Source organism: Flavobacterium aestuarii (assembly GCF_040049115.1).
In the GTDB taxonomy this organism is placed as follows: domain Bacteria; phylum Bacteroidota; class Bacteroidia; order Flavobacteriales; family Flavobacteriaceae; genus Flavobacterium; species Flavobacterium aestuarii.
In genome coordinates, this window is the sequence record NZ_JBDLZZ010000001.1 from 103,880 (window position 1) to 119,336 (window position 15,457).

Below are 15,457 nucleotides of genomic sequence, written 5' to 3' on the forward strand. Positions count from 1 at the left end.
ACTAAATTATGAAATTGTTTTTGGATAATCGTTTTATAAATTCAATTATAAAATATTCTATCACTTTAGCTTTATTGCTTACTATAAATTCCTGCGCAACACACAAACCTCAATATGGAAAAAATGTGAGCACCAATGAAAACAAAAACGCAACAGATACCATAAAAATTGCTCATACCTTTTATTTAGTTGGTGATGCAGGAAATGCAGATGAAGAACAAGCACAGCAGACTCTTGAACTTCTGCATCAAAAACTAAAAAAATCAAATAAAAAAGCCACTCTTCTTTTTTTAGGCGATAATATCTATCCAAAAGGTTTTCCCAGCGATAACAATGTGGCAGAAAAAACATTGGCAGAAAAAAAGCTGACGAATCAATTAAAACTAGCTGAAGGTTTCAAAGGAAAAACAATTGTAATTCCGGGTAATCATGACTGGTATAACGGTATCAAAGGACTGGAACTTCAGGCTGATTTTGTGACGAAATATTTAAATGATAAAAAAGCCTTTTTACCCAGAAAAAGCTGTCCGATTGAAGATGTAAAAATTGACAGCATTACCACTTTGATAACCATAGACAGTGAATGGTTTCTGGAAGATTGGGACAATCACCCAACAATAAACGACAATTGCGATATCAAAACCAGAGAAGGTTTTTTTGATGAACTGGAAAGCCTGCTGAATAAAAATCAGGAAAAAACAGTTGTCCTCGCCATTCATCATCCTTTATTAAGCAACGGAACACATGGAGGACAGTTTTCATGGGAAAAACAATTATATCCTTTGGAACAAAAAATCCCGCTTCCCGTGATAGGTTCTTTTATTAATTTATTGCGAAAGACATCCGGAATTAGTCCGCAGGATCTCCAAAACAAGCAATATACTATTTATGCCAAGCGAATTAAAACACTTTTGCAAAAGCAGAAAAATGTAATTGTTGTTTCGGGACACGATCATAATCTGCAATATATCTACAAAGAAAATATTCCGCAGATTATTAGTGGTGCCGGTTCAAAATCGGAAGCGGCACGAGCGATAAACCCAAGTGATTTTTCGTATGGCGGAAACGGTTATGCCGTACTTACCTTGTTTAAAAGCGGTGATGCCAAAGTAGCTTATTTTGGAAATAAAAATAATAAGGAGAAACTGCTTTTTGAACATGAAATCATAAAAGCCAAAGAGATTAATTGGGCGGCTGATAGTCCAAATAATTTTCCGCCGAGTTTCAAAACTTCGATTTATACCGAAGAAATGACGCAAAAGAGTCTGGTTCATAAATTTTTATTTGGAAATCATTACAGATATTATTACAGCTTACCAATTGAAGCAAAAACTGTCACTTTAGACACTCTTTTTGGCGGTTTGAAACCCATTCGCGAAGGCGGTGGACATCAATCCATTTCACTTCGATTGGCTGATTCCAAAGGAAGAGAATACGTGATACGGGCTATGAAAAAAAGTGCAACCCAGTTTTTGCAGGCAGTAGCTTTCAAGGATCAATACATTGTAAATGATTTTGAAGATACATACGCCGAAAATTTTCTGCTTGATTTTTACACGACATCTCATCCTTATACGCCATTTGCTGTTGGTAACATGGCAGACAAAATTGGTTTGGCTCACACGAATCCTGTTTTATATTATGTACCGAAACAAAAAGTTTTGGAAGAATTCAATTCAAATTTCGGAAACGGACTTTACATGGTTGAAGAGCGACCTGCAGACAATCATTTGGATGCAAAAAATTTTGGCAACCCAACAAATATCATTGGCACCGATGATATGATGCAGAATCTTCATAAAGACGAAAAATATTCGGTTGATGAAAAAGAATATATAAAAGCGCGTTTATTTGACATGCTGATTGGAGACTGGGACAGACACAGCAATCAGTGGCGCTGGGGAGAATATAAAAAAGACGGAAAAGTAATTTACAAACCAATTCCGCGTGACCGTGATCAGGCTTTTTCAAAATATGACGGAACCTTGCTTTCGCTTTTAATGAACATTCCGGCACTTCGGCACATGCGCACTTTTAAAAACGAAATTGACAATGTAAAATGGCTCAACAGGGAACCTTATCCGCTAGACTTGGCTTTTCTTAGAACTTCTGAGGAAAAAGATTGGCTGGCTCAAGCCAAATATATTCAGAAACATTTAACAGATAATGATATTGACAATGCTTTTAAATCACTTCCAAAAGAAGTTCAGGATGAAACCATTGAAGATATTAAGGCCAAATTAAAAAACAGAAAAAAGGAACTGCAGAAATATGCCTCTGAGTATTCAGATGTTCTAAGTCATACTGTAATCATTGCCGGAACGGATAAAAAAGACAAATTTATTATCAATCATAATGCTGATAAAAACATTGAAATTCAGGTTTTTAGAACCAAAAAGGAAGTTGACGAATTAATTTATACCAAAAATGTAACCGATGCCAAAACTGATAATCTTTGGATTTATGGTTTGGATGACAATGATATTTTTGAAGTTATTGGTAATCACAAATCGAAAATAAAAATCCGATTGATCGGCGGGCAAAACAATGACACTTATAACATCCAAAACGGAAAAAAAGTTATTGTATATGATTTTAAATCAAAAGAAAACACCTATAATCTGGATTCCAAAACACAAACACAGCTGACTGACGATTATGATGTCAATTTATACAATTATGAAAGACCAAAATACAATGTAATTTCCGGTCTTCCAAATATCGGTTATAATCCGGATGATGGCGTAAAAATGGGTGTTAATGTAAATTATACGGTTAACAATTTCAAGCAGAATCCCTATACTCAAAGGCACACTTTGAATGCCTTTTATTACTTTGCAACTGGCGGTCTTGAGTTTAATTATGCAGCACATTTTCCGGGCTTGTTGGGGAAATGGGTTATTGATGTCGAATCACAATATACTACGCCCAATTTTGCGAAAAACTATTTTGGCTACGGAAACGAAACTTCAAATTATGATCAGGAATTGGGAATGGATTACAACAGGGTACGTATCCAGCAGTTAAAAGCTGCTGGTGCCATTCGACATGTGGGACGTTATGGAAGTGAGTTTTATTTTCAGCCATTTTTGGAAAAAATGAAAGTAGAAGAAACGGAAAATAGATTTATAAACACTGGCAATGCTATTAATCCTGATGTTTTTACTGCCCAGACTTTTGGCGGTGGCAGAATCAGATATAGTTTCAAAAATTCTGATTTCAAGGCAAAACCAAATTTGGGAATGGCTTTTGCCATTGAGGCCAGCTGGACAGCGAATTTAGAAGAAACCAAACAGAACTTCCCATCACTGGAAAGTATCTTGGGTTTTACTCATAAAATTGACAAAAACGGAAAGTTAATTTTAGCCACTTATATTAAGGGAAAAACAATCTTCAATGACAATTATGAGTTTTACCAAGGAGCTGTATTGGGTGGCGACAAAGATTTACGCGGGTATAGAAACGAGCGATTTTTAGGGAATTCCTATTTTTCCCAAAGCACTGATTTACGGCTTACTATTGGTAAAATCCAGCGCACGATAGTCCCGATGACTTACGGAATTCTTGGCGGTTTCGATTACGGAAGAATCTGGCTTGAAGGCGAAAATTCCAGAAAATGGCACAATGATTATGGTGGCGGACTCTGGTTAAATGCCGTGAATACGATAACAGCACGCATTTCCTATTTCAAATCTCCGGAAGAAGCCGGCAGGGTTATTTTTGGAGCGGCATATAGTTTTTAAGGGGAAGTTGCTAAGTTTATGAGATTCTAAGTTAAAAAACTTAGTAACTTAGTAGCTCAGAAACTTAGCTGCTTATTTAATCAACTTAAACTCATATACCTTGCCTCCTACTTTATTTGTTTTTTCGTCGGCAATTAAAAGAGTGTTATTGTCTTTGAAAACTATCGCTTCTTTTTGCGAAAAGTGATTCAGTTTAATTTCAGTCTGTGATCCTTTGTGAAATAAATCTCCTTTAAAATTTTGAAATAAAACAATTTTATCGTGACTCAATAAAGCGACTTTTTTCCCGTCTGGGCTAATTGTTGCACTTGTCAAAACGCAATGATTGTAATTATCACAGGTTTTAAATTGGCCAATTTTTACTGCTTTTTGAGTTCCTGATGCATTTTTAATTTTATAAATGAAAGCTGTTCCATCAAAACCTTTGCTTCTGTTTTTTGTAAAAAGATAAAAATAATTCTGGTATTCAAAAAAACCTTCAACATCATAAAAGAGTTCTTTTTTCTTTGGCGGAAATTCGGTCTGTTCCGGGTATGAAAACGAAATTTTGTATTCGGCAGCTGCATTTTCCTTATTCAATTGATTTTTTGCCACTTTATAAATGCATAAATCTTTACGGATGTTATCATTATTGCCAAAGTCACCAATGTAAATATTACCTTTTTTATCTCTGGTAATATCTTCCCAATCTTCATTTGACGCGTTGATTATTGTGACCTTTTTATCAATTTTTCCGTTTGAATTTAAAGCATATATTGCATTGGCATTCCCGCTGTCTTCAATTGTATATATCGAATTGGTTTCTGGAAAATAAGTAATTCCTGAAACTTCCTTCAGCTTTTTAGGCAAATTATAAAGCACAGTAAGAGTATCCGGACTATTTTGACACGCCAGTAAAATAAAAACAACTGTAATCGAAATAAAATTTTTCATAATTTCTCGTATAGACACAAAAATAACTATAAATTGACTAAATACCATCTTTTTTCTTTTTAACACAACCGCCTTGCATTTGCAGATAAATTCTAAAACCTATTGCTCTTTCACCTGTCTAAAAGTGAGATTGATTCTTGGCAGTACATCCCGCGCTGTTTTTGGCACTTGGTGTTCCCAAAAACTATTTGTTTTTCCTGCCATCAATAAAAAAGAACCATGATGCAGCGGAATCTCAATTTGTGGCTGATGCTTCAAGAATTTATGCCGTAATCTGAAAATTCTGGTTTCGCCAAAAGTAACCGACGCGATATTCATATCTTTATTTTGGCTTTTTGTTTTGTCGCTATGCCAGGAAACACCATCCTTGCCATTTCTGTATAAATTCAACAAAACTGCATTGAAATTTATCTGGGTTTCATTTTCAACCCTGGTCTTGATAGTTCGCAATACTGAAGGCCAGTTAAATCTTCCTGAGGTCTTTTTACTGTCTTCATACCATGACACCATGCGTGGTGCCGTAACCATTTTGTCGTACATAGGCATTTCGTATTCATGCCATGCAGTAGTATTGAGCAGAATAGTATAGTAGTTATCCGATTCTTCTTTTGTAAAAAAACCATCAATCAGCATTAAGTCAGCATCGGGGACATCAAATACTTTTTTTCCAGATGTGCCAGATGTAAACATTTCGGTGTCGCTGAAAAGGATCATAGCTGCTGTATTTTATTTTCATTTGAAAAGCGTTTCACTTTTCCTGGATATTTATCTGCATAGGCATAAATAAGATGCATAATGTATTGATTGCTCTTGTAGGGTTCGATATATTCCTTCATCTCTGAAAATTCTGTAAATCCAGTATCTGAAGGTATATATCCCATACCATAAAAATGCCCATTCTCGACCCAGATACAACTGTTTTCCTCTATAGAAATACCTTTGTCTATAATGGCAAAATTGGGTCTGTTACTTTGCAAAAATTCAATTGCATTTTCGATTTTTTCATTGTGAATATCAATTTCAGGCAGATTTGTCACATCTTTTTTCTGGAAAAATTCTCCTGTTGCCGGAATGCCGTATTGACAGAACCGATGATCAATTTTAAATTGGCTGGAAAGATTTTGCAATACCGCAATCCCGTCATATTGGCTATTGAATTCCTGAATACACTTCTGAAACTTGGTCATTTTGCCAATTGCTAAATATTTGTATCCGTTTCGGGCTTCATATTCATACAATCCAAATTTAGCTTCAAAGCGTTTTAATGCCCTGTTATGGATTGGCCACAGCTTCTTGATTTCGTCACATTCCAGTAACAAAGCCATAAGTTCGGTAGCGCAGATTTCGAAAGAAATTCCGTAAATATCCTTGAGGAAATTCTGCCTTTGAGCATTAACATTATGACCGCTGAAATGAGAAGCCACACGTTTTTTTAAATTTACAGCCTTGCCAACATAAATCACTTTTCGCATCTGATTATAAAAATAATAAACTCCTGTTTTTTCTGGCAATTGTTCAAAGTCCTCTGGAGGCAGATTGGGCGGGAGTCTCTGATCCTGTGAAGTTTTCTTGATCATTTTTTCCATCTCTCCTCCACTGTCACACTCTAATAGTTTTGAAAACAATATAGCTGTAGCGTCAGCATCACCACCCGCACGGTGTCTATTCTCAATGTCTATATCTAATGAACTGCAGAGGTTTCCTAAGCTGTATGAACTTAATCCAGGGCGGATTTTTCTCGCTGCACGAACAGTACACAGCTTCCTGGCTGTCCATTTAAACCCAGACTCTTCCAGCTGATGACGAACAAAAGAATAATCGAAATTAACATTATGTGCCACAAAAACACGATCTGTCAACATTTCCAAAACTTTTTCGGAAATTTCATCAAATACAGGGGCATTTTTAACCATTGCATTATCAATCCCGGTCAGTGCAAAAATAGGAAGCGGTATCTCTTTTTGAGGATTCACAAGTGTCTCCCAACGGTCAATAACTTTATTTCCGTCATGAATAACAATGGCAATTTCGGTAATGCGGCTTCCTCTGGCATTGCCTCCTGTAGTCTCAATATCTACTATGGCGTATTGCAGCTTTTTCATATAATACCAACGTGACTATTATTCTTATTCTTATAATTGCCCTATTATCTTATCCTTACTAATTAAAATATTGCACAAAATTAGGACGTTAAATCACTTTAAACAGTATATTTGCAGGGACATAAAATCCCTTTAACATATGTTGTATATTTCTGACAATCTCAAATGGCTGCGGAGCAGACGTAATTTGTCTCAACAGGAGATAGCAAGCGGCATGGCTCTGCCTCTTGATCGCTACAAAAAATATGAATACGGAAAAAACACGCCTCCTGCCGAAACACTGGTAACTATTTCCCGCTATTACCACATTAGTATTGATTTGCTTTTAACAGTTGATTTACGGAAAATTTCTATTGAAAATTTATTGCAATTAGAAGACAACCGTATTGTATTGCCCATAACCGTTGATCAAAATGGCAATAACCTCATTGAAATTATTCCGCACAAAGCGCAAGCTGGCTATCTTAGCGGTTATGCCGATGCTGAATATATAGAAAATCTGCAGCAGATAGCATTACCTTTCTTAGGCACTGGCAAAATGAGGGCTTTTCCAATAAATGGCGATTCTATGCCTCCACATACGAATCAATCTTTTGTAGTGGGAAAATATGTAGACAATCTGGGTGAGATAAAACAGAATAAAACGTATATATTCATCACATCCAGCGAAGGAATTACCTATAAACGCCTAGGCAATAAAAATAATGATTCCCTGACCGTGGTTCCAGATAACATTATTTACAGTCCATACGAAATCAAGCTCTCTGACATTCTGGAAATCTGGGAATATGTGTGCCATATCGGAAGAGACGATAGTAAACAATCAGGAATGGAGCCAGACACAATAAAAGGGATGTTTATGGAACTGAAAAAAGATATTAACGATATAAAATTTAAAAAACCATAATTTTATAATATGTGACTAAATATCTATAACAATTTGATAGTGAAACCTTTTAGATTTGGTTAAAACTGTTAAAAACTAAAGTTATGGATATATATACTATTGGGATACTTGCCGCAATTTTTACTACAATGGCTAATATCCCTCAAACGTATGTCATTATACGTGAACAATCCACCGAGCACGTTTCGGTAACAACCTATTTTATATTACTGACAGGTACATTGCTTTGGGTATATTACGGAATCCTCAAAAATGACTGGCCCATTATATTGACAAATGCTTTTACGAGCATTACCAGCATCATAATTATACTGCTCAACTTTTCTTCCAAAAAAGTGATTAGAAAAATCCATCAGGCAATATTACCCGAAAAAATCCAAAAAGAGTCTAAAAAAGCAAAACAGAAATAAGGTTCTGAATTTTAATTTGAAACATCACTCACGACAGTCAACAATCCAAATTATCCTTAAGAACAGTGCGAAAAAAAAACCTGCAGCTAATTAATAATCTGCAGGTTTTTATAATAAATTTAGAATTCTAAGCTTCATCTTCTTCTGCTGCATCAAAATTAATCGTGTTGTACGCAGCTTCTGTAAGCAGTTTATCAGCTTCTTTTTCTTCGGATAATGTTTGTTCTAATAATAGTACAGCGTCATCCTCGCCCAGCGTCTGTGCAAAAGCAGCTAATGTACCATAAGAAGCGATTTCGTAATGCTCAATTTTTTGCGAAGCAGCAATAATTCCAGCATCACGCACAGGTCCTGCTTCAGTTTCTTCTACAATGCTTTCACCTTCTTTGATAAGTCCTTCCATTGCATCACATTTTTTTGCAGCTGCTTTTTCTCCCACAGATTCGAAGACTTTTTCAAGCCTGCTTACTTGTTCAGCTGTCACAGTCAAATGTTCATTAATAGCCGAAATAAGATTCTCAGATGTAGCATTTTTTGCCATTTTTGGAAGTGCTTTCACTAATGCTTTTTCGGCCCAGTAAATATCTTTAAGTGAATCTACGAATAGTTCTCTCAATCCATCGGCAGCACTTGATTTTGCTTTCACTTTGCCACTATTATTTGTTTTTTTTCCAGCTGTCGCAGCATTGCTTTTTGAAGCTGTGTAACTTTTAGGACTTTTTGTTTCAGTTTTCATAATAAGTGTTTTAAAAAATTAATATTTCAAATTTAGACAAACACTTAATGACTGATTTACACAATTATTTATCAATCTTATAGAATTTTAAGCAAAAGAAAAAACTTTTTTTTCAGCATTTACAGCTGCTGCAAAATACATTTTTTATGGAAATAATTCTGCTCAAAAAACCATCAAGTTATAATTATGTAACTAATAGTGATAATTATATAATACCCTGGCTTGGAATGATTTTAATTTTGTGCGATAACAAAAGCATAAAATTTACATGAGGTTAAAAATCAGGAACATTTTTCCAAAATGCGAACAATAGATTTTAATTTATTCCGGCCATGAACTACTATACATTTTTTCAGATACTGATTGTCTCGATTGCTGCAACATCAGCAATGACATTATTTAGATATGCCATATCTACAAAACACAGTGAAATTTACAAAGAACCTGTTTTGCTTACATATTTGTTTTCTCAACTGAAATCGGGACTTTCAATAGGTTCCAAAAAAACATTAGGATGGCTGATGCATTTCAGCATCGGATTCATTTTTGTACTCACCTACCATCTGCTATGGCGATACAAAATACTTGATTTTTCAGTAATAAGTTCAATTTTACTTGGTTTTATCAGTGGTATTACTGGTGTTCTCAGCATGGCAATTATATTCAAAATCATTAAATATACCTTAACAATAGATTTTAAAAGTTATTATATAAAAACATTTATTGCATATCTTATTTTTACATTGTATGCTGCTGCTGTTTACTATGTTTTATTAACTATCTTTTTAATGACTCATTCCTCTATTACATTATAAGCTGTATATATAATTTAAAATCAAACCATTTGTCTGGCCTAGGCATAAAAGTTATTTAAATTAAAGCTTTTAATTTATTACATTTACAGTAATCATGTAAAGTTTATTTTAAAAGAAACAATAGATTTTATGTTTAAAAAAAAATAAATTTGGATAACAAGAATGACAGTGCCGACTACTTTTTCCTTCAAAATGGCGGGAATTCAGCTGAAATAATTCGTAATATTGACTGGTCATTAAACCCGTTAGGAATTCCTGAATGCTGGCCAGAGAATCTGAAAAACACCTTAGCCACATTATTGTCCTCAAAATTCCCTATGTTTCTTTGGTGGGGAGATGACCTGATTCAGTTTTATAATGATTCCTATCGCCCAAGCTTTGGCAATGATGGAAAGCATCCTGCCGCCATGGGACAAAAAGCAATTGAATGCTGGCCCGAAATCTGGGACTTTATCTATCCATTAATTACCAAAGTTTTAACTACTGGCGAGAGTATCTGGTACGATGATCTGCTGCTTCCTATATTCCGCAACGGGCATATGGAGGATGTCTATTGGACTTTTAGCTATAGTCCTGTTCGTGATGATGATCATCAGATAAAAGGCGTATTAGTTGTATGCACTGAAACCACCGAAAAAGTAAATTATAACAAAAAAATAGAGGAAAGCAACAGCGAATTAGAATTTGCTATCAATGTTGCCGAGTTTGGAACTTTTGATTTAAATCCCCAAACAAACAGATTCTCTGCAAATGAAAGACTGAAAAACTGGCTGGGAATGAAAGCAGAAGACAGCCTGTTGCTCAGTTCGGCTCTCGATGTAATAATAGATAGTGATAGAAAACGAGTTATAAAAGCAATTGCACAAGCACTGCAATATGAATCTGGTGGGAAATACGATATAGAATACACTATAATTAATCCAGATACCAAAACTAAAATTACAGTTCACTCTATTGGAAAAGTTTTTTTTGACAGCAACAATGTTGCTTATCGTTTTAATGGCACAGTTCAGGATATTACAGCCCATAAAAAGGCGAACGAAGATCTTCTCAAATCCCGTCAGTTAACTGATCTTACGATAAAAAGCATGGGATTAGGACTATTTAATATTGACCTTACGGAAAACAATATAGACTACTCCCCAGAATTGTCAAAAATTATGACTGGCGCAGTAAAACATAACTTAACCAGAAAGGATTTTTTAAATTATATACATCCCGAAGATTTGCCATTGCGCACTGATGCAATTAAAAAAGGAATAGAAACAGGTGCTTTTAGTTATAAGCCAAGAGTAATCTGGGATGATGGTTCGATACATCGAATTGCCATTTCGGCAGCCAGAATTATCGATGATAAAGGCAAGCCAACAGCTTTTTCTGGTACCATAGCAGATATTTCCCATGAAGACAGAAACCGTATAGCTCTCGAACAAGCGGAATCCCTTTTGGAACAAACAAAAAGAGAAGCTTCTAATCTCTTTCAAAACGTTACAGACAGCTCTCCAACAGGCCTGTGGCTTTCCAATCAGGATGGAGTACTCACCTATTTTAACAAAACCCTTATTGAATTTACCGGAATCCCTATGGACGAATTGCTTCAAGGAGCATGGGCATCAGTAATAGTAGAAGAGGACAAGAAAAATGCTATTCAAACCTATGTAGATGCCATACAAAGAAAGGGACATTATGATGTGTTATTCCGCGCAATAAAAGGAACTGGAGAAATAATCTGGTGCAGGGCAGCTGGAGATCCTTTCTATGACGAAAACGGAAATTATGCTGGTTATTCGGGGTTCTGCATGGATATGGATGAAATTATCTCGGGCAGAAAAGCCCTTCTAGAAAGCCAAGAGAGAATCAGCCTCATGATAGAACATTCTCCCGTTGCTATCTGCCTGTTTACAGGAATAGATATGAAAATTGAAATCGCCAATGATATCATGATCAGGTATTGGGGAAAAGACAAATCTGTTATAGGCCAGAATTTAGAGGAAGCAGTTCCTGAATTAAAAGGACAGCAATTTTTAAATATACTAAACGAGGTTTACCATACAGGCAAAACTTTTCGTGGCAATGCAATGCCTGCCCAGTTAAAAGTTGATGGTGTTTTGAATACATACTATTTTGATTTTAACTATACTCCGATAAGAGATTCCAAAGGTGAAATTTATGGAATAATGGATATCGCCATAGATATAACCGATCAAGTCATTGCTTCAAAAAAACTTGAAGAAGCAAGGATTGCGCTCGCTGGAGCTATTGAACTTGCCGAACTGGCAACTTGGAAACTAAATATAAACACTAATATTATTTCCTGCTCTAACCGTTTTATAAACTGGTTAGGCTTAGCTGATCACAATCCTCACAAAGACATCGTCTTTAATTTAATAGCTGCCACACACCGTCAAAAAGTTATAGATTCTATAGATGACGTCATAAAACCTGGAGCATCAGGTTTTTATGATTCTGAATTTCCAATTATAAATGAAATTACAGGACAAATCAGGATTATACACGCAAATGCGCAGATGATTTATTCGAAGGATGGCATACCAGAATACCTTAGCGGTACGGCACAGGATGTCACAGAAGAACGCGAACTGCAGGAAGAACTGAAATTTAAAGTAAAAGAACGAACAGCCGAATTGCATGCTGCCAATGCAGAATTGGAAATCAACAATCAGGAGCTGCAGCAGTTTGCTTATATCGCATCGCATGACTTACAGGAGCCAGTAAGGAAAATAACGATATTCACTGAAATACTTGAAAACAGCTTCGAAAAAGATCCTGTTAAAGCAAAAGTGTACATCAAAAAAATCATGGATTCTACCAAAAGAATGGAGAATCTGATTAAAGATGTTTTAGGATTTTCACAGCTTTCCAATCCTTCAGAAAAATTTGAGACAGTTGATCTTAATGATATAGTGAATGATATATTAAATGATTTTGATTTAACCATTGAACAAAAAGATGCAGTTATAACCACACAGGCTTTGCCGGTTATCGAAGCTATACCGCTACAGATGTCACAGCTGTTTGGCAACATCATTTCAAATGCGTTAAAATACAGCAAGGCAGATATTCCTCCAAAAATAAAAATTATTGGAAGTTCTGTATCTCATAGTTCTAAAAAAGAATTCAATCTGAATAAATCTGCCGATTATGTAAAAATTGCAATTGCGGATAACGGCATAGGTTTTAACCAAAGTTATGCAGAGCAGATTTTTAATATCTTTCAACGTCTTCATGGAAAAAATGAATTTGCAGGAACTGGTATTGGTCTCGCAATGTGCCGTAAAATAATGCAAAATCACAACGGAATAATCACTGCAGCATCAGAAGAAGGAGTTGGTACTGTTTTTACTATAATCATTCCTTTAATACAAGATAAAACAAAAACGGTTGACAATAATATATAAAAAAACTTATATTTGTTTTGATTTTAAATAAGAATATGAAAACAGTTTTTTTAATCGATGACGATTCTGATGACCGCGAAATATTTGAAGAAACTTTATTATCACTCAATATTGGTCTAAAATATGAAGAAGCAAAAAATGGTGCTGAAGCTTGGGAAAAATTAAATTCGGAGACTTTCCCCAAGCCTGATCTTATTTTTCTTGATCTTAATATGCCAATTATGGACGGAAGGCAATTTTTGAAACATCTGAAACAGGATAAAAAATTCAGTAATATTCCTGTAATAATCTATACTACTTCGTCCAATCAGCCTGATAAAGATTTCGCTTTACAAAATAATGCCCTATTTATGACTAAACAATATTCTATGACCTTGCTTCGTGCCGATTTGACAGATGCAATTAAAAAATTCATGGAACTGTAATTCTTCAAAGAAATTTGCCAAAAATTAATTAAGATACTTTACAGATAAATATCTAAAGTACCGCAGTCATCACTTAAAAAACAAATCCCAAAACGAGCTTCTACAGCCACTGTTTTGGGATTTGCTTTTTGAGATATTGCTTTGGGTTTTCTATTGCTAAATGCAGCAGAAAATCTTTGATTTTAAAACCCTAAGCAATATATGATCAAACAAAAAACTCCCGCAAAGCAGGAGCAGGAGTTCATTATTATTTTAGATACAGATAGTGTCATCTTTAAGAATACATCTTTTTTCTTTGTTCCTGAATTTTTTCATCATCCAGATATTCATCAAATGTCATGTAACGATCAATAACACCATTTGGCGTTAACTCCACTACTCTATTACCAACTGTTTGCGCAAACTCGTGATCGTGTGTTGTGAAAATTACCGAACCTTTATAATTTTTCAATGAATTATTGAATGCCGTGATTGACTCCAGATCCAAGTGATTAGTAGGTTCGTCCAGCATTAATATATTAGCGCGCTCCATCATCATTCTGGATAACATACAGCGTACTTTTTCTCCTCCAGATAATACTCTGCTTGTTTTTAAGGCCTCTTCTCCAGAGAATATCATTTTCCCCAAGAACCCTCTGATATAAACTTCGTCACGTTCTTCTTCCGTTTTAGCCCATTGGCGTAACCAATCCACCAATGTCAAGTCATTTTCAAAAAAAGAATGATTTTCTGCTGGCAAATACGCTTGATTAGTTGTAATTCCCCAATCAAATTCTCCAGTATCTGGTTTTTGATTTCCGTTTAATATTTCATAAAAAGCAGTTGTAGCACGAGAATCTTTAGAAAAAAGAACAATCTTATCGCCTTTTGCCATATTTAAGTCCACTCCTTTAAACAAAACTTCTCCATCAATAGAAGCACTTAAATTCTGTACATTCAGAATCTGATCTCCTGCTTCACGATCCTGATCAAAAATAATCGCTGGATAACGACGGCTAGAAGGCTTAATTTCGGAGATATTTAATTTGGAAATCATTTTTTTACGAGAAGTAGCCTGCTTAGATTTAGCCACATTCGCAGAAAAACGACGGATGAATTCTTCCAGTTCCTGTTTCTTTTCTTCGGCTTTCTTGTTTTGCTGGGCACGCTGTTTAGCAGCTAATTGGCTTGACTCGTACCAGAAAGTATAATTTCCTGAATAGTGATTTATTTTACCAAAATCAATATCAGAAATATGTGTACAAACAGCATCTAAGAAGTGCCTGTCGTGAGAAACCACAATAACAGTATTTTCATAATTAGCCAGAAAATTTTCCAGCCAGGAAATTGTTTCAAAATCCAGGTCGTTGGTAGGCTCATCCATAATCAATACATCGGGATTTCCAAAAAGGGCTTGAGCCAAAAGTACTCTCACTTTGATTTTTCCTTCCAGATCTCCCATCATGGTATAATGATTATCCTCTGTAATACCAAGATTGGAAAGCATTGAAGCAGCATCCGAGTCGGCGTTCCAGCCATTCATCTCTTCAAACTGAACTTGTAATTCCCCTATTCTATCAGCATTTTTATCATTATAATCCAAATAAAGCTCGTCCATCTCTTTTTTAACAGCATACAGCACTTTATTTCCCATCATTACAGTTTCCAATACCGTATGTTCATCAAACATATTGTGGTTCTGATTTAAAACTGACATACGTTTTCCTGGCTCCAAATGGATATGGCCTGAAGTAGGATCGATATCTCCTGCTAATATTTTAAGAAAAGTTGATTTTCCAGCACCATTGGCTCCAATTACACCATAAATATTTCCGTGTGTGAAGGTAGTATTTACTTCGTCGAACAAAATTCGCTTGCCAAACTGAACTGATAAATTATTGACTGTTAACATGAATGTCTTTTAATTAAAATTTTGTGCGAAAGTATGAAAAAATTACGAATTACGATATGAGATATACGAATTACAA

11 protein-coding genes are annotated in these 15,457 nt (G+C 35.2%); 6 read left to right on the forward strand and 5 right to left on the reverse strand.

Annotation, left to right across the window (positions count from 1 at the left end):
• Nucleotides 1–8 precede the first annotated feature (8 nt).
• Nucleotides 9–3,743, forward strand: coding sequence for a metallophosphoesterase (locus ABEG11_RS00365; RefSeq protein WP_348822211.1), 3,735 nt, complete (start codon nucleotides 9–11; stop codon nucleotides 3,741–3,743).
• Between the two features lie 72 nt (nucleotides 3,744–3,815).
• Here ABEG11_RS00365 and ABEG11_RS00370 read toward each other — a convergent pair whose 3' ends face one another.
• The 3 genes from ABEG11_RS00370 to ABEG11_RS00380 all read right to left on the reverse strand — a co-directional run bounded on the left by ABEG11_RS00370 (nucleotide 3,816) and on the right by ABEG11_RS00380 (nucleotide 6,778).
• A complete protein-coding gene (locus ABEG11_RS00370; protein WP_348822212.1) occupies nucleotides 3,816–4,676 on the reverse strand; it encodes a hypothetical protein in 861 nt (286 codons plus the stop codon).
• A gap of 99 nt (nucleotides 4,677–4,775) precedes the next feature.
• On the reverse strand, nucleotides 4,776–5,390 hold the full coding sequence (locus tag ABEG11_RS00375) for an alpha-ketoglutarate-dependent dioxygenase AlkB family protein (RefSeq protein ID WP_348822213.1): 615 nt from the start codon (nucleotides 5,388–5,390) through the stop codon (nucleotides 4,776–4,778).
• The gene (locus tag ABEG11_RS00380; RefSeq protein ID WP_348822214.1) at nucleotides 5,387–6,778 is read right to left on the reverse strand and encodes an exonuclease domain-containing protein; all 1,392 of its coding nucleotides are present in this window, start codon (nucleotides 6,776–6,778) and stop codon (nucleotides 5,387–5,389) included. The genes ABEG11_RS00375 and ABEG11_RS00380 overlap by 4 nt, the downstream gene beginning before the upstream one ends.
• 139 nt (nucleotides 6,779–6,917) lie before the next feature.
• On the opposite strand from ABEG11_RS00380, the gene ABEG11_RS00385 reads away from it, so the two are divergent.
• On the forward strand, nucleotides 6,918–7,685 hold the full coding sequence (locus tag ABEG11_RS00385; protein ID WP_348822215.1) for an XRE family transcriptional regulator: 768 nt from the start codon (nucleotides 6,918–6,920) through the stop codon (nucleotides 7,683–7,685).
• An 83-nt stretch (nucleotides 7,686–7,768) separates the two neighbouring features.
• On the forward strand, nucleotides 7,769–8,095 hold the full coding sequence (locus tag ABEG11_RS00390; protein WP_348822216.1) for a SemiSWEET family sugar transporter: 327 nt from the start codon (nucleotides 7,769–7,771) through the stop codon (nucleotides 8,093–8,095).
• Between the two features lie 127 nt (nucleotides 8,096–8,222).
• Here the strand turns inward: ABEG11_RS00390 and ABEG11_RS00395 are convergent, their stop codons facing one another.
• Complete coding sequence (locus ABEG11_RS00395; protein ID WP_348822217.1) at nucleotides 8,223–8,831, reverse strand: YciE/YciF ferroxidase family protein; 609 nt, start codon at nucleotides 8,829–8,831, stop codon at nucleotides 8,223–8,225.
• 332 nt (nucleotides 8,832–9,163) lie between these two features.
• On the opposite strand from ABEG11_RS00395, the gene ABEG11_RS00400 reads away from it, so the two are divergent.
• The 3 genes from ABEG11_RS00400 to ABEG11_RS00410 all read left to right on the forward strand — a co-directional run bounded on the left by ABEG11_RS00400 (nucleotide 9,164) and on the right by ABEG11_RS00410 (nucleotide 13,490).
• On the forward strand, nucleotides 9,164–9,646 hold the full coding sequence (locus ABEG11_RS00400) for a hypothetical protein (RefSeq protein ID WP_348822218.1): 483 nt from the start codon (nucleotides 9,164–9,166) through the stop codon (nucleotides 9,644–9,646).
• Between the two features lie 149 nt (nucleotides 9,647–9,795).
• A complete protein-coding gene (locus ABEG11_RS00405) occupies nucleotides 9,796–13,065 on the forward strand; it encodes a PAS domain-containing sensor histidine kinase (protein WP_348822219.1) in 3,270 nt (1,089 codons plus the stop codon).
• A 35-nt stretch (nucleotides 13,066–13,100) separates the two neighbouring features.
• Nucleotides 13,101–13,490, forward strand: coding sequence for a response regulator (locus ABEG11_RS00410; RefSeq protein ID WP_348822220.1), 390 nt, complete (start codon nucleotides 13,101–13,103; stop codon nucleotides 13,488–13,490).
• A 274-nt stretch (nucleotides 13,491–13,764) separates the two neighbouring features.
• Here the strand turns inward: ABEG11_RS00410 and ABEG11_RS00415 are convergent, their stop codons facing one another.
• Nucleotides 13,765–15,381 carry an ABC-F family ATP-binding cassette domain-containing protein gene (locus tag ABEG11_RS00415; RefSeq protein WP_348822221.1) on the reverse strand — a complete coding sequence of 539 codons (1,617 nt, stop codon included), beginning with the start codon at nucleotides 15,379–15,381 and terminating at the stop codon, nucleotides 13,765–13,767.
• Between the last annotated feature and the right edge of the window lie 76 nt (nucleotides 15,382–15,457).